19 protein-coding genes and 1 tRNA gene are annotated in these 26,579 nt (G+C 52.9%); 6 read left to right on the top strand and 14 right to left on the bottom strand.

Translation table 11 applies throughout. The features are described from left to right. On the bottom strand, window positions 1-4,152 hold a 4,152-nt coding region (locus CCY01nite_RS25435), incomplete at its 3' end, for a DUF8696 domain-containing protein (protein ID WP_146867377.1). A 443-nt stretch (window positions 4,153-4,595) separates the two neighbouring features. On the opposite strand from CCY01nite_RS25435, the gene rpmI reads away from it, so the two are divergent. Then, a complete protein-coding gene (gene rpmI / locus CCY01nite_RS25430) occupies window positions 4,596-4,793 on the top strand; it encodes a 50S ribosomal protein L35 (protein ID WP_109700507.1) in 198 nt (65 codons plus the stop codon). A gap of 39 nt (window positions 4,794-4,832) precedes the next feature. Next, window positions 4,833-5,177: a 50S ribosomal protein L20 gene (gene rplT / locus CCY01nite_RS25425; protein ID WP_146867376.1), complete on the top strand. Its 345-nt coding sequence runs from the start codon at window positions 4,833-4,835 to the stop codon at window positions 5,175-5,177. Between the two features lie 236 nt (window positions 5,178-5,413). Here the strand turns inward: rplT and ispE are convergent, their stop codons facing one another. From ispE to CCY01nite_RS25405, 4 genes are all read right to left on the bottom strand, one after another. After that, on the bottom strand, window positions 5,414-6,223 hold the full coding sequence (gene ispE / locus CCY01nite_RS25420; protein ID WP_146867375.1) for a 4-(cytidine 5'-diphospho)-2-C-methyl-D-erythritol kinase: 810 nt from the start codon (window positions 6,221-6,223) through the stop codon (window positions 5,414-5,416). A gap of 6 nt (window positions 6,224-6,229) precedes the next feature. After that, window positions 6,230-6,832, bottom strand: coding sequence for a bifunctional nuclease family protein (locus tag CCY01nite_RS25415; protein WP_146867374.1), 603 nt, complete (start codon window positions 6,830-6,832; stop codon window positions 6,230-6,232). Window positions 6,833-7,021: 189 nt separating this feature from the next. Next, window positions 7,022-7,996, bottom strand: coding sequence for an electron transfer flavoprotein subunit alpha/FixB family protein (locus CCY01nite_RS25410; protein WP_146867373.1), 975 nt, complete (start codon window positions 7,994-7,996; stop codon window positions 7,022-7,024). A gap of 87 nt (window positions 7,997-8,083) precedes the next feature. Continuing rightward, window positions 8,084-8,827: an electron transfer flavoprotein subunit beta/FixA family protein gene (locus CCY01nite_RS25405; RefSeq protein ID WP_146867372.1), complete on the bottom strand. Its 744-nt coding sequence runs from the start codon at window positions 8,825-8,827 to the stop codon at window positions 8,084-8,086. Between the two features lie 104 nt (window positions 8,828-8,931). Here CCY01nite_RS25405 and CCY01nite_RS25400 point away from each other — a divergent pair, with 104 nt between their 5' ends. Both CCY01nite_RS25400 and tilS read left to right on the top strand, forming a co-directional pair. After that, window positions 8,932-9,243, top strand: coding sequence for a tetratricopeptide repeat protein (locus CCY01nite_RS25400; RefSeq protein WP_146867371.1), 312 nt, complete (start codon window positions 8,932-8,934; stop codon window positions 9,241-9,243). A gap of 57 nt (window positions 9,244-9,300) precedes the next feature. Then, window positions 9,301-10,626 (top strand): tRNA lysidine(34) synthetase TilS, encoded by a 1,326-nt coding sequence (tilS, locus tag CCY01nite_RS25395; protein ID WP_246130048.1) that lies wholly within the window; start codon window positions 9,301-9,303, stop codon window positions 10,624-10,626. On the opposite strand, the gene CCY01nite_RS25390 is transcribed toward tilS, so the two are convergent. Together CCY01nite_RS25390 and CCY01nite_RS25385 are read right to left on the bottom strand one after the other, a co-directional pair. Then, a complete protein-coding gene (locus CCY01nite_RS25390; RefSeq protein WP_146867370.1) occupies window positions 10,612-11,217 on the bottom strand; it encodes a rhomboid family intramembrane serine protease in 606 nt (201 codons plus the stop codon). The two genes, tilS and CCY01nite_RS25390, sit on opposite strands and share 15 nt — an antisense overlap. A gap of 29 nt (window positions 11,218-11,246) precedes the next feature. Continuing rightward, window positions 11,247-11,720: a 23S rRNA (pseudouridine(1915)-N(3))-methyltransferase RlmH gene (locus CCY01nite_RS25385; protein WP_146867369.1), complete on the bottom strand. Its 474-nt coding sequence runs from the start codon at window positions 11,718-11,720 to the stop codon at window positions 11,247-11,249. A gap of 126 nt (window positions 11,721-11,846) precedes the next feature. On the opposite strand from CCY01nite_RS25385, the gene CCY01nite_RS25380 reads away from it, so the two are divergent. Continuing rightward, a tRNA-Arg gene (locus CCY01nite_RS25380) sits at window positions 11,847-11,920 on the top strand. A 56-nt stretch (window positions 11,921-11,976) separates the two neighbouring features. Here the strand turns inward: CCY01nite_RS25380 and CCY01nite_RS25375 are convergent. From CCY01nite_RS25375 to CCY01nite_RS25345, 7 genes are all read right to left on the bottom strand, one after another. After that, complete coding sequence (locus tag CCY01nite_RS25375) at window positions 11,977-14,322, bottom strand: ABC transporter permease (protein ID WP_146867368.1); 2,346 nt, start codon at window positions 14,320-14,322, stop codon at window positions 11,977-11,979. A 126-nt stretch (window positions 14,323-14,448) separates the two neighbouring features. Next, on the bottom strand, window positions 14,449-15,384 hold the full coding sequence (locus CCY01nite_RS25370) for a glycerophosphodiester phosphodiesterase family protein (RefSeq protein WP_186831264.1): 936 nt from the start codon (window positions 15,382-15,384) through the stop codon (window positions 14,449-14,451). A 5-nt stretch (window positions 15,385-15,389) separates the two neighbouring features. Then, window positions 15,390-16,757: an arylsulfatase gene (locus CCY01nite_RS25365; protein ID WP_146867366.1), complete on the bottom strand. Its 1,368-nt coding sequence runs from the start codon at window positions 16,755-16,757 to the stop codon at window positions 15,390-15,392. Then, a complete protein-coding gene (locus CCY01nite_RS25360; RefSeq protein WP_186831263.1) occupies window positions 16,757-18,397 on the bottom strand; it encodes a RagB/SusD family nutrient uptake outer membrane protein in 1,641 nt (546 codons plus the stop codon). The genes CCY01nite_RS25365 and CCY01nite_RS25360 overlap by 1 nt, the downstream gene beginning before the upstream one ends. Before the next feature lie 19 nt (window positions 18,398-18,416). Continuing rightward, on the bottom strand, window positions 18,417-21,707 hold the full coding sequence (locus CCY01nite_RS25355; RefSeq protein ID WP_186831262.1) for a SusC/RagA family TonB-linked outer membrane protein: 3,291 nt from the start codon (window positions 21,705-21,707) through the stop codon (window positions 18,417-18,419). Between the two features lie 191 nt (window positions 21,708-21,898). Continuing rightward, window positions 21,899-22,966 (bottom strand): FecR domain-containing protein, encoded by a 1,068-nt coding sequence (locus CCY01nite_RS25350; RefSeq protein ID WP_146867363.1) that lies wholly within the window; start codon window positions 22,964-22,966, stop codon window positions 21,899-21,901. 89 nt (window positions 22,967-23,055) lie between these two features. Further along, on the bottom strand, window positions 23,056-23,616 hold the full coding sequence (locus tag CCY01nite_RS25345) for an RNA polymerase sigma-70 factor (RefSeq protein ID WP_146867362.1): 561 nt from the start codon (window positions 23,614-23,616) through the stop codon (window positions 23,056-23,058). Between the two features lie 202 nt (window positions 23,617-23,818). On the opposite strand from CCY01nite_RS25345, the gene CCY01nite_RS25340 reads away from it, so the two are divergent. Further along, window positions 23,819-26,548 (top strand): family 78 glycoside hydrolase catalytic domain, encoded by a 2,730-nt coding sequence (locus tag CCY01nite_RS25340; RefSeq protein WP_146867361.1) that lies wholly within the window; start codon window positions 23,819-23,821, stop codon window positions 26,546-26,548. Window positions 26,549-26,579: the final 31 nt, after the last annotated feature.

The following is a 26,579-nucleotide window of genomic DNA, read 5'->3' as shown; positions in this document are numbered from 1 at the left end:
ACCGTTGGTGCGGGTTTCAACAAATGACGTGTCAATATTGGCCTCCACGGAGCAGTTATCAGATACCTGGAAGGTAGCCGGATCAGGCACCGCGTCGCAGGATACCGTAGTATCAGCAGGAGCGGGGCCCACCACAACAGGATGCGTAGTATCGATCACATAAATCCGCTGGCTGATAACCGTGTCATTACCACACTCGTCCGTCAACGTCCACTCCCTCAACAGCTCATAAGTGTTGGCGCAGGTGACATTGATGCGTGTTTCAGTAAACACCGTATCCACATCCGCATCCGCTGAACAGTTATCGGACACAGGGAACGTGACCGGATCAGGCACCGCATCGCAGGAAACCGTCGTGTCCGCAGGCGTCGGGCCTACGGGCCAGGGTTTGATCGTGTCAATAACCGTGATCGTCTGCGAAGTAGTGGTGGTCTTGTTACAGGCGTCTGTCGCCGTCCACGTACGGGTAATGGTCTGGCCGCATGCTGCCGGCGTCACCACGTCCGCATAGGTTACGTCGATCGCCAGTCCTTCCGGATGATCGAACTGCGGTGTGCCGAAATAGATCGTATAGTCGGTACCGGTATAGCATTGAACGGAAGTATCCGGCGGAGTGGACACAATGTTTGGCACTGCGGTGGAAACGGTGATCTCCACAGCGTTGCTGTTGGAAGTACATGCGCCGCTGGTCACTACTCTTCTATACCACGTGGTCTGCGTCAGGGCAGGCGGCTGGTAGTTGATGCCGGTTGCGGAACCGATATTCATGAAACCGCTTGTTGCGCTCGTGGTGCTGCGCTGCCATTGGTAAGTATAGGAGCCGTTGCCGCCGGTTGGCGTGCCTACGGCGGTGATCTCTTCAGGCTGATCGCCGGAGCAGATCAGTTGATCTTCTTCAATTACATTGTTAATTATCGGCGCCAGGTTTGTCAGCAGCACGGTATCGGGGCCCACAACGCATTTGCCGAGGACGACGGTCCATCCGAGCGCAACGGTCTGGCCTACGGGTACGGATACGGTCGATTTCGGGTTAAGGATGCTGCCGGAGACGAAGGTAACGCCTGGCGGCAATGTCCATCTGCCGGTGCCGACGTTCGGCGTCTCGGCATCCAGTACGAACAGCGGGTTGTTACAGTTTTCCTGATCTACACCGGCATCGGGAAATGCGGGCCTTTGGTTCACCGTAACTGAAACGGAGCCGCAGGCTGTGTTCGCGCATGGTCCGCCACCTTCCGCTCTCACGTAATAAGTGGTGGAACTGGTGGGAGATACCGTAATGGATGCTCCGGAGCCTATCGATGTTCCCGATCCGCATCCACCTTCATACCAAACCCATTGCGCATTGGAGCCTAAGGTGCCGGTTACGGTCAGCGTAGCGGAATTTCCTATACATATGGTATTCTCGTTGGAGCTTACCGAACTGAGCGTTGAAGGCGTTTCGATCCTTACCGAGAAGAAGGTTTCCACTTCGCAGGTGGCAAGGTTCGTTCTTCTCGCTACCATGCGGAAAGTATAAGTGCCTGCCGGCGTACTGGCCGGATAGGTGATCCGCAGCGGAGTTACGAAAGCGCTGTTGGTGATGTTGGAAAAGCCGGGCAGGGGGTTGGGGCCTACAGCCTCCAGATCGAACACCTGCGCATTGGTCTGGGTGTACGGGATCTCGAAGCGGTAGAATCCGCCGGCGCCGCGGCAGCTGGATATATCGGTGCTGTTGATCGTCAGGGTCGGCGGGTCTACATACCGGATGGTCATCGTTTTGGTATCGGGTCCGCAGGCGGACGGGCTGTTCAGCTTGGCCATGGTCCAGGCCAGCGTTACGATCCCTACACCGCTGGTAATGGTAGCGGTGGTGTTCGGGTCGTGAATATCGCCAAAGGTCACGGAGCCGGCTCCCGAAACGCTCCAGGTGCCTTGCATGGTGGCGTTTGCCGGTGCATTCGCCGCCAGGGTGAACACATTGGTACAGCTTGTCTGGTTGGGGCCAGGTGTTGATACCGGCCTGGATTCCCGTATAATGTCCTGCTCCGCGTAATCGGAACAATCGGTGCCGTCCGCTGTTACCGTCCATCTTACGGTTACGGGCTGATCAAACGGCATGTTCAGCAGGAGGGCGTTATCGTAGGAGGTGGGATCATCGATGCTGGCGCCATGATCGTCGCCAACGATGGTCCATTCGCCGGAATAGCCGGGATCAGGTTCCACTGCTACCAGCGGAATAGGGCTGGTATTACAGAAGGCTGCCTGGCTGACGATGGTGGCTTCAGGATAAGCCACCGCGGTAATATTCACGGTGTCGCTTACTTTACATTCGCCATTGGTCACCGTTACACGGTATGCCTGCGTGCTGCTCACACCGGGGGCGTTCACCGTGATGGTTTGCGTGGTGGCGTTTGTTGGTTGCCAGAGGATGGGGTATACGGCGTTCGCGGCGCCCGCATCCAGGGTTATCGGCTCGTTTACGCAGACACGTTGATCCGGCCCGACGTTAACGGTTGGCGGCTGGTCTACTTCAATGGTGATGTTCGCTTCCTTCTGGCAGACGCGCGGCTGGCCGTTACCATACTGACCGTACAGGATACTGCCCGTTACTTCATAGGTGCTGGTGACAACGGGTGTTACCATTACTTTGTCTTTCGGCGCGGGCAGCGTGGGCCAGGTGAGAATATTCGGACCGGTAAACTCGAAGGTCTCATAACCGGTAATGCCAGGCCCTTCCAGGGGCGTGGCGGTAAGCGTGGTGGTATCTCCCCGGCATATTCGCGGCCGGGACGCGATGATCGTTGGCAGCTCGGGCACGCTGATCGTTACCATGTTCCCGGGCGTGTAGCATCCTCTTGTATTGACGTTATTTCTTTCAAATACGTATAGCCGGTACTGTATGTAATCCAGTTCCTGTAATACGCCGGGCCCGATGTGCAGGATAGAATCACCATTCGGATAAGTATAACCCGGTTCGGTGATCGGTCCCCATCCGGCGCCGTTCTTGTTCATTTCCCATACATACACGGGATCTTCAAAATAATCTGCGGGTTCTATTTTGGAAGTGATGGTCAGCTCGGCTCCGGGGCACACCATGTCGTTATCCACACCAAGGCCATCTATATAAGAATAAATTTTCGGCGCGCAGAATACGAATTCGATATCATCCACCGCAACGTCGTTACCGCAACCGCCGGGGTTGTTGTTCATGATCTCTACGATCACATTCTCTTCACCGGGGGCCAGTGTTACGGTACCGCCGAATTGTTGCCAGCCTGTTAAACGATGATCTCCCGAAAGGTTCCGGGAGAGGTCCATCGATACATCATAGGTATTGAACTGTTTGATGATGCTGTTGTCGCTGGCGTTCCGCACAATGAACGTTACGCCGGCATAGCGGTAGTCTTCCGTTTGGCAGACATTGTTCAGTACTTCCAGCGAGTTCAGGTTGATGAACCATGCGGAGAAGTTATATTTCGCACCGGGACAAAGATTGTTGACCGGTCTTCTGTAGAAGAGTTTAGGGGTGTTGGAGGAGTTGGCGATAAGCATGCCGCCGTAGCCGTTATCCGTGTGGTCGAACACGTTATCCCATTGCGCCTTGCCGCCTAACCTTGCACTATAATAAATACTATATTGATCATCCGCCAGCTCGCCGCTTGCCAGAAAGTTATAGGTAATGGTGGCGGGCGCTTCTACCTGCCTGCGGGGCGCGCCGGAGTAGAAGGTGCCGAACGTTTCCTTGAAGTTGGTGGCCGGCGTAAAAGTACCTTCGCACTCATCCATCGTACAATCGTAGGAGGTGAATGTTTTGGTACGTTCTTCTGACCAGTTGCCATCGCGCCGGATCCTGATGGTGACCGTGTAGGTACCTACCTGTCTGACTTCAAAAGTAACAGACTGTCCCGCGCCGGGGCTCATATATCTGAAGTCGGGATGATGGTCGTCCGGATAATTATCTTGCCAGGTAATCCTGTGATCAAGTACGGTCCCGTCGGGGTAAGTAATTTCCCAGTTCACCAGGTCTTCCGTGCCGCTGGTCAGAAAGGCATGCATGGTGGCATACCCGTTCAGACACACGTTCTTCGGAGCGGTGAGCCTGGGCTCTTGTGCCTGTACCTTTGATATAAATACAGAACATAGGATGGATAATAGGAGTAGAAATCTTCTCATTGTCGCAAACGTTAGGTGAAACATAGGCAGGGCAACGCAGGGATAGGCGTTACACTCCGGATGCCAGCGGCATTACATTATTATTATACGTTTGTGAACAGGAGAAGCCTTTCAGCAGGCTTTCAGAGATACAGGTGTAGAGGATCGGTTTCATAGGCTTTCGGTTAATTCGGTTCGGTAGATATGGAATAAATTTTAAATAAAACTAAATTAAAATTAATGATAATATGGTTAACTGCAAAAATAGAAAATTTCCTCAAATAGATAATTTGAGCTTAATTGCTGTTTATAAAGTATGAGCAATTTGAGATTCAACTAATTACCCCGGGTGGAAAAGTTGTTAACTTTTTTTTGTGGAAAACGGGAATGTGGACAATTTTTGCGCTGCGCTGCGTTATTTTTAAAATAATTACCTACCTTTGCAGACCTTAATTCAATGTAAGATGCCTAAAGTAAAGACTCATAGCCGTGCGAAGAAGACGTTTACGGTGACCGGAAGCGGAGCTATCAAACGCCCGAAGGCTTATAAAAGTCACTTGTTGACGAAGAAGTCTAACAAAAGAAAGCGTTCTCTGAGAGGTAGCAGCCTGGTAGCAGATGCCAATCTGAACCTGGTGAAGCGTATGCTCGTACTGCGCTGATTTTAATCAATTTATTAAACAAGTTTTAAAAAGCATAACATGCCTCGTTCAGTAAACGCAGTTGCGTCCAGAGCCAGAAGAAAAAAGATCCTGAAACAAGCGAAAGGCTTCTACGGGAAACGTAAGAACGTATATACGGTTGCCAAGAACGTTCTGGAAAAGGGCCTTACATATAGCTATGTTGGCCGCAAACTGAAGAAAAGGAATTACCGCCAGCTCTGGATCGCCCGTATCAACGCTGCGGCAAGGGCAGAAGGCCTGACCTATTCCGAGTTCATTCACAAATTGTCAGAAAAGCAAGTAGGTCTTAACAGGAAAGTGCTGGCCGACCTGGCAATGAACGAACCCGAAACGTTCAAAAGCCTTGTTGCTTCTGTGAAATAAGAGATGTTCATTTTTAGATAAGTATTAGCCGGTTCTTGCAGAGGCCGGCTAATTTTTTGCCCCATACCCATCCCTTCTCCCTGCCACATCCGCATCAAATCCGGGGATTACCCATGGATTATCCATGGATCATCCATAGCATATCCATGGCATACCCATAGATACGAAAAGTGAATAATTCTCCATTAGCGTTTTCTGATTCAAAAAAGGAGGGGAGGGTTAAAAAAGAACCTGTTTCAGGGAACCTCAAATGCCCGGTAACCTTCTTCCCATTGCAATACCGGGATGCTGTTCTTCGGATAGATCGCCACCACCGCCGAGCCGCTGCCGCTCATGGCTGCGTAAACCGCGCCGGTGTCGTACATTTTCCGTTTGATCGCGCCGATGGCGGGGTAGGCGGCCAGCACCACATCTTCAAAATCATTCGTCAGCCGGTCTTTCCAGGATAGCACGTCCTGCCAGTCTATTTCGCGCAGCGGTATGGCCGGGGGGCCGGGCGTCAACCGGGAGAAGGCCCAGCCGGTATTAACGTGTATGCCGGGATGCACCAGCAGGAAGGAATAGCCGCTGAGGTCCAGCTGCAGGGGCTCCATGATCTCCCCGCGGCCACTGGCGAAGCAGGCGGTATTGCGGATGAAGAAGGGGCAATCGCTGCCGAGGACGGCGGCGTACTGTTCCAGCTTTTGCGCCGGTATGTTCAGGTTGTATTTTTCGTTCAGCAGTTTCAGGGTGAAGGCGCCGTCTGAAGAGCCGCCGCCGAGGCCGGCTCCCGTGGGAATGTGTTTGTGCAGGTGCATATGCACGGGAGGCAGTTGGGGGTGATCGGCTTTCAGCAGCTGGTAAGCCTTCACGCACAGGTTTTCGGTAGCGTCGCCGGGTATCTCTATGCCGCTCTGGCTGAAGATCATCTCGGTGGTGGTGAGCACTTCCAGCGCATCTTCGAGGGGCAGGGGGTAGAAGACCGTTTCCAGGTCGTGGAAGCCATCTTCCCGCTTCCGCAGGATGTGTAAGCCAAGGTTGATCTTGCAGTTGGGAAAAAGGATCACAAGTCGTTATTTACTTTTACGGCTATTGATCTCATCGCGGATGGCGATGGCGCGGATGTAATCCTCCTGTTCGAGCACTTCCTGCAGCAGTGTGTTCAGCTCGTCCAGGTTCAGCGCTTTCAGGTCATCTTCCACCCCTTTTTCGTGCTCTGAAATAGAGGGGCCGCCTACCGGCTTGGTGACCTTTTTGCCCGCCGGATCATCCAGCAGGATGCCGGCGCTGTTCAGAATATTCTCGTACGTATAGATGGGGCATCCGAAGCGCACCGCCAGCGCCAGGGCGTCTGAGGTGCGGGAATCTATTTCGATGGTGTCTTCATTATTGGAGCAGATCAGCTTGGAGTAAAAAATGCCTTCCTGCAAATTGCTGATTATCACTTCATGCAATTCAATGTTAAATGCATTCATGAAATTCTTCATGAGATCATGCGTAAGGGGTCTGCTGGGCTGCATTTTTTCCAGTGCCACCGCGATGGCCTGTGCTTCAAATCCGCCGATTACAATGGGCAAACGTCTCAATCCGTTCACTTCTCCCAACACCACGGCGTATGAGTGGGTCTGCGTAATACTGTGCGACAAAGCAACTATTTCCAATTCTATTTTTCTCATACTGTCAATACGCGTTAGCGCTCACGTTTTAATCGGTATAAGATGTGAAGTTAGAAAAATATCCGATATCTAAAAAGCGCTAACATTAGTGAATTACGAATTATTAATTACGAATTACGGATATGTTTTAAAACGTATGTATAAATGCTATCCGTAATCCGTAATTAATTGCCTTTGGCATCCTGACTGTCAGGAGATCCCTTTGTATTTTTTTACTGCTTCCGTCAGCTTCGGCACTACTTCAAATGCGTCGCCAACGATGCCGTAATCTGCTGCTTTAAAGAACGGCGCTTCCGGGTCTTTATTGATGACCACGATCACCTTACTGCCGTTTACACCCGCGAGGTGCTGAATGGCGCCGGAAATGCCGATGGCCACGTACAGGTTCGGGCGTACGGTAAAGCCGGTTTGCCCCACATGCTCATGGTGCGGGCGCCAGTCGGCATCGGCAACGGGGCGGCTGCAGGCGGTTGCGGCCCCGAGGGCATGCGCCAGGTCTTCCACCAGTCCCCAGTTCTCGGGACCTTTCAGCCCGCGTCCGCCGCTCACTACGATCTCCGCTTCCGTTAACGGCACTTCGCCGCTGACGGTTTCCACTTTCAGGGGCTTCACCCTGAAGTCGCTATCACTGATCGTAGCCGCAAAAGGCTCTACCGTGGCGGTTCCGCCGGTGTTTTCCAGGCTGAAGGTATTCGGCAGTACGGAAACGATCTTCTTTGGAGAAGTAATATTTACGTTAGCAAAGGCCTTGCCGGAAAATACGTTCTTCTTCACCACAAAGCCGTTCGATGTATCCGGCAGTGCGATGGCGCCCGCTACCAGTCCGGCTTTCAGGCGGGCGGACAACTGGGGCGCAATGGCGCGGCCGGAAAAGTTATGGGAAAAGATCACCACACCCGCATCTTCCTTACCAACGGCTTCCGCTATGATCTTCGCGGCTACGCCGGTTTCCAGTTCATTCAGACGGGCGTCCGCCACATGCAGCACTTTTGCGGCGCCATATTGTCCGGGCAGGGCCAGCTCTTCCGCGGCCACTTCTCCCAATACGAGCGCCGTTGCCGTAGTGCCCAGCTGCTGTGCTACCTTTGCGCCGTATTGCACGGCTTCCAAAGCTGATTTTTTTATCTTTCCCTGAAATTGATCGGCAAATATTAAAACAGACATTCTTTAATTTTTTAGGATTTAATGATGGTTTCCGGCTTTTAGCGCCTGATCCGCAGATAACCTGATCGTTCTGCGCAAACCGTTTTATCAGATCACTTTCGCTTCATCGTGCAGCAGCTTCACCAGCTCTTCCACATTTTCCGGCGCGATCATCTTTACACCGGCCTTGGCTGGCGGCAATTCGAAAGACACAATGCTGGTCAGCGTTTCCACCTGCTCCGGTTCAATCACTTTCAAAGGTTTGGTGCGGGCGGCCATGATACCGCGCATGTTGGGAATGCGCGCTTCCGCCATTCCTTTCTGGCAGGAGATCACCACGGGCAGGCTCACTTCACATACTTCTTCTCCGCCTTCGATCTCTCTTTTCAACGTTGCGGTGCTGCCGTTCAGGTCCAGCTTTGACGCGATGGAAACATAGGGGATATCGAGCAAAGCGGCCACCATGCCGCCTATTGAAGAACCGTTGTAATCAATGGTTTCCTTGCCGGTAAGGATCATATCGTAGTTTTCCTGCCGGGCATGCGCCGCGATCTGCGAAGCGATGAAATAACTGTCCTGGCTGTCTGCATTCACCCGGAAAGCCTCATCGCCGCCAAGGGCAAGGGCTTTGCGGATCACGGGCTCCGTGTCTGCACCGCCGACAGTGATCAGGTGCACAGCGGTGGCGCCGCCGCTTTCTTTCAGCTCCAAAGCCCTAACCAGTGCATACCATTCGTCATACGGGTTAATGATAAACTGTACGCCCGCTTCACTGAATTTCGTGTTGTTGTCTGTGAAAGCTATTTTTGCAGTTGTGTCGGGCGTTTTACTGATACATACTAAGATCTTCATATCCGTTAGCTGGTTTAGTGAATAATGCAGTATTAGCAAATATATGGGATTTAGCTTTTGCAGCCTCAACCGTCAAAGGAGCATTTAAATTAGAAATAAATAATATGGATAGAATCGCGCAAATAAAAGCTTTCCTGGAAAACAGTCCGGGTGACAGCTTCCTGAAACACGCGCTGGCACTGGAATACATCAAGCAACAGAACGATGCGGCGGCAAAGGATATCTTTGAAGAATTATTGGCGGCGGAGCCGGGATATGTAGGTTCTTATTACCATCTCGGGAAATTATTGGAACGCAACGGGGAGCACTTTGCGGCGATCGCCACGTATGAAAAAGGAATGCTTGTAGCGAAGGAGGCGAGAGATATGCATGCCTATAGCGAGCTGCAGGCCGCATTCGAGGATTTGACAGACTGATACCTTTTAATGACCTGCCTGCTGCGGCAAATAGCGGCTGCGGTCAAACACCAGATCATGATGCTTTCACAGCTGCAATCATATATTCACCGGGAACGGCTTTTTGACCCCGCGCAACGCCTGCTGCTGGCCGTCAGCGGGGGAATGGACTCTGTCGTGCTGACGCATCTGTGCGTAGCCGCCGGGTTTAATATCGGCATCGCGCATTGCAATTTCCGGTTGCGGGGCGGAGAATCGGAGCGGGATGAACAATTCGTACGCCGGCTGGCGGAGCGGTATAACGTGCCGTTCTACTTGCAGCAATTTGACACGGCGGAACGGGCGCAGGCGCAAAAGCAATCCATCCAGGTGGCGGCGCGCGAGCTGCGCTACATGTGGCTGGAAAAGATACGGCAGGAGGAGGGATATGATCATGTCGCTACCGCGCATCATATGCAGGACAATGTGGAAACGCTCTGGATGAACATCTCCAAAGGCACGGGCATGGCGGGTTTACACGGCATCCTGCCAAAGCAGGGCAAGCTGGTGCGGCCGCTTTTGTTCGCCACCCGCGAGGAGATTACCGCCTATGCAAACGCGCATCAGCTGGAACATGTGGAAGACAGCTCCAATGCAACGGACAAGTATACACGAAACTTTTTCCGGCACCGCGTATTGCCTTTGCTGGAAGAAGCCTATCCGCAAGTGGTAAAGAACACCGGCGCCGGCATACAAAGGTTCCGGGAGGCGGAAATGCTCTATCAGCAGGCGATTGCCGTACACCGGCGCAACCTGCTGGAACAGCGGAAACAGGAATATTTCATTCCCGTGCTCAAGCTGAAACAGGCGCAGCCCCTGCAAACCATCTTATATGAATTGCTGAAACCCTTCCAGTGCAGCGCCGCGCAAGCCGCGCAGGTGGCGGAGCTGGTGGACAGCGAGCCGGGTAAATGGGTGGCTACGCCCACCTACCGCATTGTGCGTGACCGGAAATGGCTGATCATTACGCCCCTGGAACCTGCGGCATCCGCGCATTTCGTGATCGAAAAAGGGCAGGAGACGGTACAGCTGCCGGAAGCGCAGCTGCTGCTCAAAACCTGTGATCCGGCGCATATTTCAACAGATCCCCACATCGCCTATATCGATAAACAACAGGTGCAATTCCCGCTGCTGCTGCGCAAATGGAAGCAGGGTGATTATTTCTATCCCCTCGGCATGGATAAAAAGAAAAAACTCAGCCGCTTTTTCATCGACCAGAAATTATCCCTCCCCGAAAAGGAAAAAATATGGGTACTGGAATCGCATAAAAAGATCGTCTGGATCGCGGGCATGCGGATAGACAACCGTTTCAGGATCACCCCCGGCACCAGGGAAGCGCTCAAAATAGAACTAAAAAATACTTAACAGCTGCTGCACGAACAGCTTGCCCAGCTCGGGCCGGAAGATCAGCGGGTACACCAGTCCGAGTACCGCGCCCCAGAAGTGCGCATCGTGATTGATGCCGTCGCCGCCGCGCCTGGACATATAAGCCGAGTATGCCAGGAAGAGCACGCCGTAAATCACGGCCGGCAGGGGAATGAAGAACACGAGTAGTTTGGACCAGGGAGCGAGCAGTATGGCGGAGAACAGTATGGCGGATACGGCCCCGGAAGCGCCGATCGAGCGGTAACCATACGTATCCTTGTATTTAAAATAGGTGGATATATCCGGCAATACCAGTCCCAGCAAGTACAACAGCACAAAATGCAGCTTCCCCCCGAAAATGATCACGAAAGCGGATTCTATCGTCCTTCCAAAGAACCACAACGTAAGCATGTTAAAGAAAAGATGCATGTAATCCGCGTGCACGAAACCGGAGGTAATGAAGCGGTAGAACTGCTTGCGCTCCTGCACGTAATAAGGCCAGAAGCTCAGTTTGTCGATCTGCTCCGGGCGGTTAAAGGATGTAAAAGATATAATACAGGTGAGAATGATAATGGCTAAGGTAATGGTCATGCGATTGTGCTGTTAGTTTGTAAAAATAATCATTGATGATGATATTTTTCGTTGTTGAGGACAGTATATGCCCGGTAAACCTGTTCTGTTACGATGAGGCGCACGAGCTGATGGGGAAAGGTGAGCGCTGAAAGCGAGAGTTGCAGCTGCGCGCGCTGCAGCACCGCCGCATCGATCCCGAAGGCCCCGCCGATGAGGATGATCAGCTGCCGGGTGCCGGCATTGGTGCGCTGCTGCAGGAAGTCTGCCAGCTGTACGGTGGTCATCGTTTTGCCTCTTTCATCGAGGGCCAGCAGGTAATCCTGCGGCTGCAGCATGTCCAGGATGATCCTGCCTTCCTGTTTCTTCAGTTCGGGAACAGAAAGACTGGCCGCCTGCTTCACGGTGGGGATTAGTTTAATGTCAAAATCGGTGTAATGCTGTAATCGTTTTTGAAAAATTTTAATACCTTCATTGATGTAGGCGTCGTTTTCCTTTCCAATGCTCCAAAGCTGTATTTTCACGGGTTTCAGCGTGTTTGATGATCATTCAAATGTAAAAGGAAAAATAAATTTGGAGAAAAAAAGGCGAAAGATTTGCAGAAATAAAAATTCTACCTACATTTGCATCCCGTTCAACACAAGAACAACGGCTCTGTAGCTCAACTGAATAGAGCATCTGACTACGGATCAGAAGGTTTCAGGTTTGAATCCTGACAGAGTCACAAAAGAGCTTCAACGAAAGTTGAGGCTTTTTTTATTTATGCCGGGACATATACAATTATTCCATCCGCAGCGATTTAACCGGATCTCTCAACGCCGCTTTTACACCCTGGAAACTCACGGTTATCACCGCAATGATCAAAGCCACCAATCCGGACAGCACAAACATCCACCAGGATAGCTCTATCCGGTAGTCTGCATCATTCAGCAGTTGCTGCATTACCCAGGCAGCGAGGGGAGAGGCGAGCATAAATGCCACCAATACAGGTTTTATAAAGTCTTTGGATAAGGAGAACCATATCTTCGTAATCCCGGCGCCAAATACTTTGCGGATACCGGTCTCTTTTGTACGTCTTTCAGCAAGGAAAGTAGAAAGGCCAAAAAGCCCGAGGCAGGAAATGATGATCGCAAGCACACCCAATGCGAAAGTAAGCTGTGCCCCTGCACGAAGGCCGCGATATTCTTTATCATATTCGGCTTTCATGAACTGCAGCTCAAAAGGATAATTGGGATTGCTTCGTTTGGCGGCAGTTTCTATCAGGCTCACCGTTTTTCGCCAGTTATTATCATTCTTTATTCTGATGAAGAAATAGCTGCCGCCATTGCCCAGGTTGATCATCATGGGACCGGGATCGGAATTGACCTGGTTGAACACAAAATCCTCCACTACACCAATCACCGTTTTATCGCCCAGCTTAGTACCGATAACAGGTTCTTTCAATCCCATTTTTCTTACCGCTGCCTCGTTGAGCAGGCAGGCGGATGAATCCGCACCATAAGCAGGGTCGAAATCACGGCCTGCCGTCATTTTTAAACCAGTCGTTTTTGTCCAGTCGTAGTTCACGGTTGTAACAGTAACCGCGAAATTCTGATCATCTGTTTTGCCCGGCCATGGAATGCCATCCGTACTACCACCAAATTTGATCATATTGTTGCTGCCTGCTGAAATACTCTGTACGCCGGGGATCTGCTGCACTTCTGCTTTGAATAAATTAAACTTGTCACCCATATCGCCTCTTGCCGGTATGATGAGCAGGTTTTCTTTATCATAACCTATCGGCCGGTTTTGTATATGTTGCTGTTGCTGAAAAATAACAACGATGGAAATGATCAGGAAGATGGAGATCACAAACTGGAAGGTCACCAGTCCTTTCCGGAGAAGAGCGCCTCCCTTGTTATTGGTAACCACGCCTTTCAATACCTTTACAGGTTTGAAATTACTAAGAAAGAAAGCCGGGTAACTGCCAGCTACCAGGCCGGTGACAATGGTGATGCACGTTAATGCACCCAACACCGGCCAGTTAAAAACATCAAAGCTGAAATGAACATCAGGGAAACGGTTCACAAAAGGCAATATCATCCGGGCCAGCAACAAGGCTAAAAGCAACGCAAGGAAGGTCATGCACAATGCTTCCGCCAGGAATTGCATAATAATCACTTTCCTCGGGGCGCCCAGAACTTTTCGTACACCCACTTCCCTGGCGCGGCGCTCGGAATGTGCCGTGGCAAGGTTCATGAAGTTTACGCAGGCGATCAGTAAAATGAATATCCCTACGATGATCATTACTTTCACCCCGTCTATCAATCCGCCGCTTACCTTGCCGTTCCTGAAACTGCCATACAGGTGGAGGTCTGCCAGGGGATATGCAAAGAAGGTGGTTTTAACAACGTCCGTATGTCTTTTTACGGCCGCCTGTATCTTGTTGTTCACGATAGTTACATCGGAAGAAGGGGTTAGTGCTGCCCAGGTCTGGATGCTGTTGTTGTCCCATTTGTTGATCCATCCGCTGTTTTGCTGCTCAAATAATTTAAAGGGTAGTACTATATCGAACTGGAAAGTGCTGTTATGCGGAATATCCCTGATCACCGCGCCCACTTTCAGATCGCTGACGTTATTGTGCCGTAGTATTTTGCCGAGCGCATTTCCTGTACCGAAGAGCTTTTTAGCCGTTCGTTCCGTGATCACTACCGATCCGGGGTCCTGCAAGGCTGTAACGGGATCTCCTTCAATTGCCCCGAAGCTGAGCATACGGAAAAGGTCCGGCTCGGCATAGAAGCCTCTTTCATAGAAACTGTTTTCACCGGCACGGACCATCTGCTGACCGGTATAGCTTGTACGGGCTGCATATCTGATCTCCGGTACATCCTCACGCAGCACAGCCGCTAATGGTCCAGCTACAGACCTTGATGTGCCAATATCTCCACCCAGCTGGTGATTGAACATCAATTGGTGTATCTGTGGAAGATGCGCATGGAATTTATCATAGCTCATGGCATCCCTGATCCATAGCAGGAGCATAATGGTAATGGCCAGCCCCACAGCCAGCCCGCCTATATTGATGATGGAAGAAACCTTGTCTTTTACGATGTTCCTCCAGGAAACAAGAAAGTAGTTATGCAGCATATCCAGGTAATTGACCGGCAGGGCATGCACCAAGAGAATGCCAGAATCCTTACCTGTTATAAATCAAATGGATATGATTTTTGTAATAGCAGGAAATGTCCGGTTTTAGTACATGGTGTGTTCGAATTAGTAACTGAAATATTTCGATTTGGAAGAAGCGCTCTGCCGCAATCCCCCCAGCGCTTCACCGCCCTCAATCCCCAGGTCCGCCTCAATAATATCCGCCCCGTCACCAATCAATTTCAGGTAACCTTCCTTCAGCGCCGCCGCATCGATCTTCCCCTGCATAAACGCCCGGTCAATATTCCGGGAACTGCCCAGCACGCACATCGCGCCGCGTTTATGCACTTCTTCGAAGATGCTTTTATCCTCCGGCTGCTGATGGCTCACGAACGCAATGATGTTCTCCCAGGGAACGCCGCTTTTATCCATCATGTCCAGCTGCTCCTTTTTACCCATCATCACTTCCATCATAATATCCCTGTTATAAGCATAACATCGCCGGATATCTTCCATCGAATAGGCGATCAGCACTGCATGCCCTTCGGCATGGTTCTCCACCACCTTCCGCGCGCGCACTTCAACCGGTACGTCCTTCGCGTCTATGACAAGAATAGTTTTGCCATTGGCCCATTGCAAGGCTTCGTCCAGCGTGGGGATCGCGTAGCCGGTGAGGTTACCTTCGGTATCTTTGAGGCGCAGCTTGCGCAGCTCTGCAAGCGTGTAGTCGGACACTTTCCCGTGCCCGTTGGTCGTACGGTCCAGCGTAGGATCATGCATCAGCACGATCGCGCTGTCTTTCGTGTAATGCGGATCGATCTCCAGCGTGGCGGGCGTATGGGCCAGCGTGTTCTCGAATGTGGCGATGCAGTTCTCCGGGAAGCCTTTCCGCGGGCCGCCGCGGTGGGCGCTCACAAAAGGGATGCGGTCCGGCGTATACCGGAAGAAGGCTTTCAGTGCGGCGGCATTCTCTGTTTTGATCGTATGCAGCTTTTCAGCGGGTTTGCGGAAAGCATGCGCGGCAATAATGGCCAGTGGAATCAATAAATACCGGGCTATCATAAAATTCATTTTTGTTTGTATGGAAAATAGGATGCGTCTGGGCGGGACGCGGATGAAAGAATGGCGTTAGCCTGCCGCACCACATCGGGATGCTGCGCGGCGACGTTTGTTGTTTCGGATGGATCGGATTGCAGATCGTACAGCTCAACCGCGGCATTTTCCCCGCGTGGACTGCTTTTCACGACGGCTTTCCAATCCCCGAACCGCACAGCGCGGCTGTCCAGCCAGTTGCGCGGAAGCTGGCTGTCCGGCTTGTTCCAGTTATAATTGTAAGTGTAATATTCCCAGTACAGGTACGGATGCCGCGCCTGGCCGGAACGGCCTGTAAACGTGGGGTAGAACGAAATACCATCGATCCCCGCAGGCGGCTGTACGCCCGCAGCCTCACAGAGCGCAGGCAGCATATCCCATCCCGCCGTAACATGCTCAGATACCTGCCCCGCTTTGATCATGCCGGGCCAGCAGGCGATCAACGGCGCGCGGATGCCTCCTTCGTACAGGGTGGTCTTGTGCCCCCGGAAAGCGCCGTTGCTGGAAAAGAATTTCGCAAAGCCCGGGTTGGCGCCGTTATCGCTGGTAAATATGATCAGCGTGTTCCGGTCCAGCCCGTCTTCTTTCAGTTTGCTGATGATGCGGCCAATGTCCTTATCCAGTTGCGTGATCATGGCCGCGTAGTTCCGGTACTGCTCCGGCCAGTCTTCCTGCGCATATTCGGAAGCGTCGGGTATCACGTGCTTGCCATGCGGAATGGTGTAGGGGAGGTACAGGAAAAACGGTTTGTCTTTCGGACGTTGATCGAGAAAGCCCATCGTTTTCTCCACGAAAAGATGATGGCTGTAGGTACCTTCCGGCACCGTCACTTTCCGGCCGTTTTCGTAGAGGAACGGCGGATAGTAATTGTGCGCCTGTATCTGGTCAAGATAGCCGTAGCTGTAATGGAAGCCCTGCTTTTCCGGCCCATGCGCTTCGCCGCCCAGTCCCCATTTCCCGATCAGGCCGGTGTGGTAGCCGGCGTCCCGCAGTATTTCCGCGATGGTGCGCTTTTCATCCGGCATCGGCGGATCTTCTTTTTCGTCTGTCAGGAAGTTGCCGCGTATCGCTGTGTGGCCGGTGTGCATGCCGGTCAGCAATGCTTCTCTGGATGGCGCGCATACCGTGCTGCCGGTGTAATAGCGGGTGAAGCGCATGCCGTTTTTCGCCAGCGCATCGATGTGCGGCGTGCGGATGCGTGGCTGGCCGTAACAGCCCAGATCACCATATCCCATGTCGTCGGCCATGATCAGTATGATGTTCGGCCTGCCGGTGGATGTTTGTCCTGTAGCCAGGGCCGCGAACAGCAGCAGCCCTGGCAGGAAAAAGAATATTCTGGTCATCAGTAATGAGGGTTCTGGTCGATCTTTACATTTTGTGCGCGGACGGATTCGGGGATCGGCATCAGGTAATTTTTGGAAGGATCGAATGCGATCTTGCCGCCGCCCGCATTTACTTTTTCATATACGAGATGGCCATCCACGGTGGTGATCTTCATGGCGCGCAGGGGTTTGCTGAAGATCTGTTCCGCCGTTCTCCATCGCCAGATATCGAACAGCCTTTTACCTTCAAATGCCAGCTCCACCCGGCGTTCCCGCCTGATCCGCGCACGCATCTGCGGCTGGGTAAGGCCGGTGGGGAGGTCGGGAAGACCGGCTCTTTTCCGCACTTTGTTCATGGCTTTATACACGTCGTCATCCGGACCAACGGCTTCGTTCTGCGCTTCCGCGAAGTTGAGCAGCACTTCCGCATACCGCCAGATGATGGAGTTGGAGCCGCTGCTGATGCCCGGCACCACGGCGGGGTCTACGAGCTTTTTCAGGAAGTAGCCCGTGCGTCCTTTGCCGCCGGCGCCGGAGGCGTCCAGCTCGTTGTTGTTATTGGGAATGCCGAGGCGGGTGTAGATGACGCCGCCTTTCCAGGTGGAGCCGTCGTAAATGATGGAGGCGGCAAAACGTTTGTCCCTGTTGATATACGGATTTTCAGGATCAAACATCGCGGAGCCTTCGGCTTCCGTTTTCCCGTCGAGAAATTCATAGTCATCTACCAGATCCTGTGTCGGATTGACAGCGCCCCAGCCCGTGCCGTCGGCTACCCGTACGGGGTTCCAGTATTTTTCCTTGATATGGCCTTTGATGTTGGCGGCATATTGCACGTCGAAGATCACTTCTTCGTTGTTTTCATTCGCGGGCAGGAACAGCGTTTCATAATCGGGGAAGAGGTCGTAGCCCGCGCCGGATTCCATGATCTTCCGGTTGGTGGCGGCCGCATCGGTCCACTTGCCCGCATAGAGTTCCAGCTCGCCTTTCAGCGCCCATGCAGCGCCTTTGCTGGCGCGCCCGGCATCTTTTGGCGGGATGGTCAGCGGCAGGTCTTCCGCCGCTTCAGCACATTCTTTCTGGATGAAGGCCACACATTCCTCGTACGTATTTCTTGGATTGAAGATGGCATCGCCCTGCGTTTCGCGGTTGAGCGGAACAGTGATGATGGGCACGCCGCCATAAAGGTCCATCAGCGATTTGTAAAAGTAGGCGCGCAGAAAACGGGCCTGCGCCAGCATGCCTTTCTTTACATTGTCGTCAAAATCCGCGGCGCTCACGTTCTGGATAAAGACGTTGCATTTCCGGATGTTGGTGTACATGTTCTTCCAGTGCGGCGTGAATATCGGCGCGGAAGGGCCATAGGCGCCCTGCGCGAAGTTCTGATACGAAGGAATGCCCGCCAGCGGGCCGCTGATGCTGTTATCGGAAAAATTGTCCAGCGGATCATTGCTGATCTCCGACGGCACGTTGGTCCAGATAGTGGACTGCGGACCGGGATTCAGGTTGTTATAAATATCGTTCAGGAACAGGCCCGCATTCGAAGCGGATTTCCATACGGATGCGTCTGTGAGCTGGTCCGTAGGTTCCACGTCCAGCGAGGTATCGCAGGCAGCGAGGAGCAGCATGCCGGCGGCTATATATCGAAAAAATAAGTTCTTCATCGTTTGAATGATTGACCGGTTAGAAATTTGCATTTAATCCGAAGGCGAACACCTTTTGCTGGAAGTAATACCGCGCTCTTTTGCTGGCGCTGCTGATGCCGATCTCCGGATCAAGATATTTTTCCGAAGAGAAGGTGAGCAGGTTTTGCGCGGAACCGTACAGGCGGATGGACTGAATGCCGATCCTGTTCATGATGCCGGAGGGGATGGTATACCCCAGCTCTATGTTCTTCAATCTTACGTATGAGCCGTCTTTCTGCCAGAAGGAAGATACCTGCTGGCTGTTGGTACTGGGCGAGGGGAGGATCACCGGATATTTGGCGTTCCTGTTGTCCGGCGTCCAGTAATCCAGCTGTTCGCGGAAGATCTTCGCGCCGTTGAAGAACGGGTTGGAGGCTTCGTTGGTCAGCTGGAAGCTGCTTTGCGCGGCGCCTTGCCAGAGCATGCCAAGATCAAATCCTTTCCAGCCCGCATTTACCGTGAGGCCGAAGATCATCTGCGGAAACGCGGGATGGCCGATCACCACCTGGTCGTTCTCATCGATCTTTTTATCGCCGTTCACATCTTCATATTTGATGTCGCCGGGTTGCAGGGGGCCGAATTGTTTCGGCGAAGCATCTATTTCTTCCTGTGACTGGAAAAGCCCGATGGCCCGCAGGCCGAACTGTGTGTCCAGCGGTTTGCCCGTGCGGCTGCGGTTGGGATCGTTGCGGGTAGATGCGTTCTCGAAGGTTTCCACCAGCCTGTTTTTCGCATAGGAAAAATTGAAGCCGGCGTTCAGCGTCAGCCCGTTGCTGGAAGTGTTGGCGGTGTTCACGGAGAAGTCGAACCCTTTATTGTCCATAATACCGGCATTGACCTGGGAGATGCCGATGCCGTATTCTACCGGTACCACCGCATTGGGGGCCACCAGCATGTCTGAGCGGCGTTCTTTAAAGAAGTCCAGCTCAAAGCCCAGCCTTCCGTCCAGGAACAGGCCTTCCAGCCCGATGTCCGTTTTCTTCGCGGTTTCCCAGGTGATGTTCGGGTTGGATTCGTTCCTTTCAAACACGCCCTGCACCTGTGTGAACTGTGTGCCGCCGAAGCCGTAGCTGCTGGTGAGGCCATAGCTGCTGAGGTACTGGAACGCGGAGCCGGCGAGGTTTCCCGAGATGCCGTAGGAAGCGCGTATTTTCAGGTTGTTGATCCACTTGTAGTTGTCCTTGATGAAGTTTTCTTCGGACAGGCGCCATCCGAGCGAGAAAGCGGGGAAGAACGCAAAGCGTTTGCCGGGCGCGAAGAAGTAGTGCCCGTCGTAGCGGCCGGACAGCTCCGCGATGTATTTCTGGTCAAAATCATACCCGGCCCTGTACACGAAACCGAGCTGCTTGTAGGAGCTGGAAGAGCCGCCGTTGTCCAGGTCGTTTTTGGAGGAGCTGCCGAGTGAAAGCTCATCGAGGCCCACCTGGTAGTTGAGGCGGGACGCCTGGAAGCCGTTGCTTTTTCCCTGGCGAAGCTCCGCCACGGCGAGGGCGTTGATGCCATGTTTGCCGAAGGTCTGGCGGTAGGTCAGGTACCCTTGCAGCGTGGTGTTAACGGATTCCCCGAATTCCTGGCTGAGGCTGGGCGCCGCAACACCGGCTTTCGTTTCCACGAACTCGTCGTCCGCGTTCAGGGAGTAGATGCTGTAGGGCGTCTGCCATTGCTTGAAGGTCGTGTAGTTTTTGTCGTAAGCCGCCACCGCTTTCAGGGAAAGCCCTTTTACGGCGGGTATCTGCTGCTCTATGGTCAGTTGGGTGAACAGCATGTTTTTATTATCACGGGTGTAGCCGCTTTCATAGATGGAAGGCAGCAGCGTATTGCCCGGCAGGCCGTTGGAAAAGCGCAGCTGGTTGTTGAGTAGCGGCGGGTTTTTGGTAACGGAGGTATAGATGCCGTTGCCGCTTTGCGAACCGGGATTTTTGGTAACCTCCAGCGTGCCCTTGATGTCCAGCGACACGATGGTGGATTTGGTAGCGTTGATGTCCACATTGGATGCCAGGTTGTAGCGCGAGAATTTGATCGCATCTACAGAGCCTTGCTGGTAAAGATGTCCCAGCGAGCTGAAGAACCGCACTTTATCCGATCCGCCGGAGAAGGTGAGGTTCTGCCGCGTCATGGGCGCGCTGAAGTCGAGCACCTCTTTCATCCAGTCGTGGTCCGGGTAATGATCGGGATCGGAATGGTCGCGGTATTTTTCCAGCTGTTCATCCGTATAGGCAGGGGCGAGGCCGGCATTCGCATTGGCGGCGTTCAGCGTTTTGGCGAATTCGTAGGCGTTGAGGTAATCCGGGTATTGCGTGGGCCGTTGAATGCCGTACCAGGTATCGAAGTTCATCTGCACCTTGCCTTCCTTCCCGCGTTTGGTGGTGATGAGGATCACGCCGTTGGCGCCGGCAAGACCATAAGGCGCAATAGCGGCGGCGTCTTTCAGCACCGTGATGCTTTCTATTTCACTGGGATTGATCTGCGAGAACTCTCTCGGAATGCCGTCCACGATCGTGAGCGCGCCATTGCGTGAGCCGGTGGTGCCAACGCCTCTGACGCGGATGGTGGCGGCATCGGCGCCGGGTTCCCCGCTGCTTTGGAATGCCAGCACGCCGGAAACACGGCCTGCAATGCTGTTATTGATATTGGCGACAGGGTTCTGCACGATGGCGTCACCTTTCAGGGTGGATACCGCGGCTGTCATAGAGGCTTTTTTCTGAGTGCCGTATCCTATCACCACCACTTCGCTCAGCCCTTTCAGCTCATCCGGCAACGCTACGTCCAGCACCGTTTTTCCATCCACCGCAATTTCCTGCGTCTGGAAGCCGATGTAAGAAATAACCAGCACGGCATCGGCAGGCGCATCGAGCTGGAAATGGCCGTCCACATCCGTGACCGTACCGGTGTTCGTTCCTTTTATTTTGACGGAAACCCCCGGCAACGGCGTACCCTTGCTATCCTTCACCGTTCCGCGCAGGGGAATGAACCGGACGTTCGGCGCCCGCGTAATAGCGATCACATTATCCGGCAGTAACTGGTAGTTGAGCCCAACGGTGGTCAGCAATTCCGTGAGCACGTCGGTGAGCTTCCTGCTGCCGGGCGTGGTCAGCGACACTTCCCTGTGAACAGCAACTTCTTTTGAGTTGTAGAAAAAACGGCAGCCGGTGGCGCTCTCTATTTTTTCCAGTACCCGGGAAAGTCTGGTATCCTTCACGGTCAGGGAGAGCTTCACGTCTTTTTGCGAATAAACTTTTGCGGAGAGCTGCATGCAAAATAGAAAAACGGCCAATAGCGTCAGTCGCATGATTCTGAAAATTTGCTTGACACAAACGGGATGGCACGGCCAGCCGTTAAGTAGATTTTTTTTCATACTTTTATCTTTTACGGGTTTTTGGAAGCCGGGCTTCGAAATTCAGCTTCCAAATAAAAATCCATACTTCCGGAAGAGGGATGTCAGCGCATCTCTCTTTCTTTTTTAACAGCACCTATCCCGGATCATTCCGTTTGGTGGATCGTGATCTGTTCATTGTTGATTTCATATTTAAATGGTGCGATAACCTGTAGCAGCTTCAATGCTTCTGCTATGCTCTCGTTGTGAAAAATCCCCGTCAGCTCGTAATCCTTCACCGCTTCATCCGCTATCACGATCGATACGTTATACTTTCTCTCCATCATATGCGCGAGGTCTGCAAATTTTTCATTGCGGAAGATGAGCTTGTTGTCTACCCACGCTGTTTCCACGATGTCTTTCGTCTGTGAAAAGGGAACGATCTTCGATACTTCGAAAAGCTCCGTTCTGGCGCGTTTGCTATGTAGTGTCACCTTTTCGTGGGGAGCAATCATGATCTTCCGCGAAGGGTCTTTTTTCAGCGAAACCTCTACCGCGCCTTCTATCAGCGTGGTTTCCGTTGTTTCGCTGCCCTCATAGGCTTTTACATTGAACGTGGTGCCGAGGTCGCGGATCACGGCCTCCGGCGTATGCACGGTGAAGGAATGATGATCGTTGTGCACGACCTTGAAATAGGCTTCGCCGGTGAGATGTACCTCCCTGTTTTCCATGCTGAAGTTCTTCGGGTACGTCAGCCTGCTGCCGGCGTTGAGCCAGATGGTGGTGCCGTCGGCCAGTGTGATCTGCGTTTTGGCTCCCTTCGGCGCCACGATCTCGTTCATGGCCGTGGCGGACGTGTGGTGGCCGGTCATTTGCCGGAAGAGATAAATGCCCGCCCATCCGGTTAAAATAATGCCTGCCAATACCGCGGCATAGCGGAGCAACGGCTTGCGGGAAACGCGGCGGGCGGGTGGTTCGGGCACAAGTTCCAGCTTGTGCTGCAGCAGTGTATTCAGCTTTTCCGGTTCCGGCGAAGTATCCAGCAGCGATTTGATCTCGTCCACAAATTCATTCGTCACATCATCCATATTATTGACCGCCTGGATCAGCTCATAGGAATACCACAGCTCCGGCTCAAGCGCGAGCAATGCTTCCAGTTCCTGCTTTTCAGCAGGAGTCATGGAGCCGGACAATTCCCGCCCCATCAGGTACCACATCCTGTTGGTGTGTTTCATTTAACGTGTGTTTTTGTACCAGTATATCTGTATGACAACGGTACCGGCATATTCTACTAAGCCGTTCAAAAAAAAATCGGGGAGAAATATCAGGGCTTTTCTTTCCGGGTGAAGGCGCTGACAGCCAGCACCAGCTTTTTCAGGGCAATAGCCAGCTGTACGTCAATGGTGTTGACGGAAATATTGAGCTTTTCGGAAACGTCCTTGTTGCGGAGCCCTTCAATGCGGATCATTTCATAGATCTGCCGGCAGCGGGGCGGGAGGGAATGGATGGCGTTGCGGATGCAGTCGTACAGCTCCATGGAAATGATGATGCTTTCCGGGTCTTCCGTGGTCAGGTCTTCAAAGGTGAGGGTGGACAGCAGCTGTTTTTCTTTCTTCTGTTTATTGAGGAGGTTCAGGGAGGCGTTTCTTACGGCGGTAAAAAGATAAGCCCGGAGGTTGCTGATCGCGGTGATGTTCGCTTTCATCATCCAGACTTTATACAGCACATCGTTTACAATTTCTTCCGCGGGCTCCCTGGCTTTCAGGTAGGCGGACGCGAATTTCAACAGGGTAGCATGGAACTGCCCGTGCAGGAAACGGTAAGCGTCGTCCTCTCTTTTTTCAGCAATAAGGTCAATGTAGGTTTTTGTATCAGTATCCAACATATAGATTGCCTGAATGTTCTGCAATGTATGTAACGAAAATCAGAAAATTTATAAAGCAGCATTTCCTTTATGTTAAGAATGCCGCTTCGCTGGCAGGAATTTGAACTGTTTGGTTGTATAAACAAATTTAGAAGTTTGGCGGACAAATCCAAAATAATGCGAAGGGTTGCAAAATACGCTTCCGCGTTATAACTTCAGGGCTATGATAAGACTGATCCCCACGTTATTGTTCCTTGTGATTTCCTGCGCGCTGTATGCCCAGGATGCCCGTATCGTTCGCCAGCTTTGCAATTTCCGGGAAAGCCCCGGTGGTATAGACAGCCGTCCACCGGTATTCAGCTGGGAAGTCAGCGCCGGCGGGGAAAGCTTTGTGCAGTCGGCGTACCGGATCACGGTCAACGGCGCCGGCGCTTCCTGGAACAGCGGAAAGGTTAATTCGGGCCAATCCATCAATGTACCGTATACCGGCAAAAGCCTGTCGCCCGCGCAGCTGTACCACTGGCAGGTGGAGGTGTGGGACAAAAACGGGCGGTCTTTCAAAAGCGGTGTTGACAGCTTTTCTACGGCCTTGTTCGGAGAAAAGGACTGGAGCGGGGCGAAATGGATCGGGTATGACGACCTGCCGGATTCCATGCTGGTGGTGCCCGGCGTGCACGGGAATGCGAAGAGCCTCGGCAACAGGGCAAAAGAACGCGCCGTAGTGCCGCTTTTCCGCAAGGAGTTCAGCATTGATAAAAAAGTGAAGCGGGCTATGGCGTACGTCAGCGGCCTGGGGCATTATGAAATGACCATCAACGGTGAGAAAGCAGGCAACAGCTTCCTGGCGCCGGGCTGGACTTACTACGATAAGCGTGTGCTCTATAATACGTATGATATCACCTCCGCGGTCCGCAACGGTGAAAACGCCATCGGCGTCATCGTAGGCAACGGCTTTTATCACATCAACCGGGAACGGTATTTTAAACTGATCAGCGTATTCGGGCTGCCCAAAATGATCTGCAAGATACAGGTGGATTATGAGGACGGAAGCCAGGCCGTGATCGTGTCTGACCAAAGCTGGAAGACCGCGCCTTCGCCTGTCACCTACACCAGCATTTTTGGTGGAGAGGATTATGATGCAACATTGGAGCAGGCGGGATGGAACGAACCGGGCTTCCGGGACGCGCCATGGAAACAGGCCATGCTGGTGAAAGCGCCGAAGGGCGAATTGGAGCCGGAATCCATTTATCCCGTGAAGATCATGGACAGCTTCACGCCGGTGAAGGTATTACAGCCCAAACCCGGTGTGTATCTGTACGACTTCGGGCAGAATGCTTCCGGCATCGTGGAGCTGAAAGTAAAAGGCAAAAAGGGACAGCAGGTGAAGCTGATTCCCGCCGAGCTGATCAAAGATACGCTGGCCAACCAGCGCGCTACCGGCAGGCCGTATTATTTCAGCTATACGCTGAAGGGGGAAGGCGTGGAAACCTGGCAGCCGAAGTTTACGTACTATGGTTTCCGTTATGTGCAGGTGGAAGGCGCCGTGCCGGATACCGCTGCCAACGAGGCCGGCGCGCCTGTTATCGTCAGCCTGAAAGAACTGCACAACAGCACCTCCGCGCCGGAAGCAGGCACGTTCACCTGTTCCAACGACCTGTTCAACCGCATCAACACATTGATCAAATGGGCGATCAAAAGCAATATACAAAGCGTGGTCACCGACTGCCCGCACCGCGAAAAGCTGAGCTGGCTGGAACAGGATTACCTGATGGGCAACTCCATCCGCTATAACCTCGAACTTTACCAGCTGTACAGGAAACTGGTGTACGACATGATCGATGCGCAGACGCCGGACGGCCTCATACCGGACATTGCGCCGGAGTTCGTGGTATTCGAAGGCGGGTTTCGCGATTCCCCGGAATGGGGCAGCGCCGGTGTGATCCTGCCCTGGCTGCTGTACAAATGGTATGGCGATACCAACATTATGCGCGACGCCTACCCGATGATGAAAAAATATGTCGCTTACCTCGAAAGTAAATCCAGCGGTCATATTCTTTCGCATGGGCTGGGAGACTGGTTCGATTACGGCCCCAACCGTCCCGGTGAAGCGCAGCTGACGCCCAAAGAGCTGACCGCTACGGCCATTTATTATTACGATGTGGCATTGCTCGGTAAAATGGCGGCCCTGCTGAAAGACCGGCAGGAGGTATCGCGGCTGGGCAGGAAAGCAGGGGAGATCAAAGCGGCGTTCAACCGGAAATTCTTCAATGATACTACCAAGGTATATTCCACGGGCAGCCAGACCGCCATGGCGATGCCTTTATGCGTGGGGCTGGTGGCGGAGCGCGACCGCAAGGCGGTGTTTCAGAACCTGGTGGATTCCATCCGGCATTCCGGCAAGAAGCTGACGGCCGGGGACGTGGGGTATCATTTCCTGGTGGAGGCATTGCATGCGGGAGGCGCCTCACAACTGTTATTCGATATGAATTACCGGGATGATGTGCCCGGCTATGGCTTTCAGCTGAAGAAAGGGGCTACGGCGCTGACCGAATCCTGGCCGGCGCTGGAAGAGGTGTCTAACAACCACCTGATGTTAGGGCATATTATGGAATGGTTTTATTATGGCCTCGCGGGCATCAGCCAGTCTGAAACCTCCGTCGCGTATAAGGATATCGTCATCCGCCCGGAAGTGGTGGGCGACCTGACGCACGCTCGCGGCACTTTTCACTCGCCATATGGCCTCATCACCAGTGAATGGAAAAAGGAGAACGGCCGTTTCGGGCTGGATGTGGAGATTCCCGCTAATACAACGGCCACCGTTTATCTGCCGGATGCTGCCGGTAAGCAGATCAGCCGGAACAGACAACCATTGAAGCAGGTGAAAATCGGGAAGGATGGAAGAGCGGTGATAAAGACCGGCGCGGGGAAGCATAGTTTTGAAGTGCGGGAGTAATTTCGCAATAAACGGGTTGCCCGGATTCCCG

Source organism: Chitinophaga cymbidii (assembly GCF_007992715.1).
Lineage (GTDB): Bacteria > Bacteroidota > Bacteroidia > Chitinophagales > Chitinophagaceae > Chitinophaga > Chitinophaga cymbidii.
The sequence above is the reverse complement of the archived record's forward strand: the minus strand, read 5'-3'. Positions and strand labels throughout refer to the sequence as shown.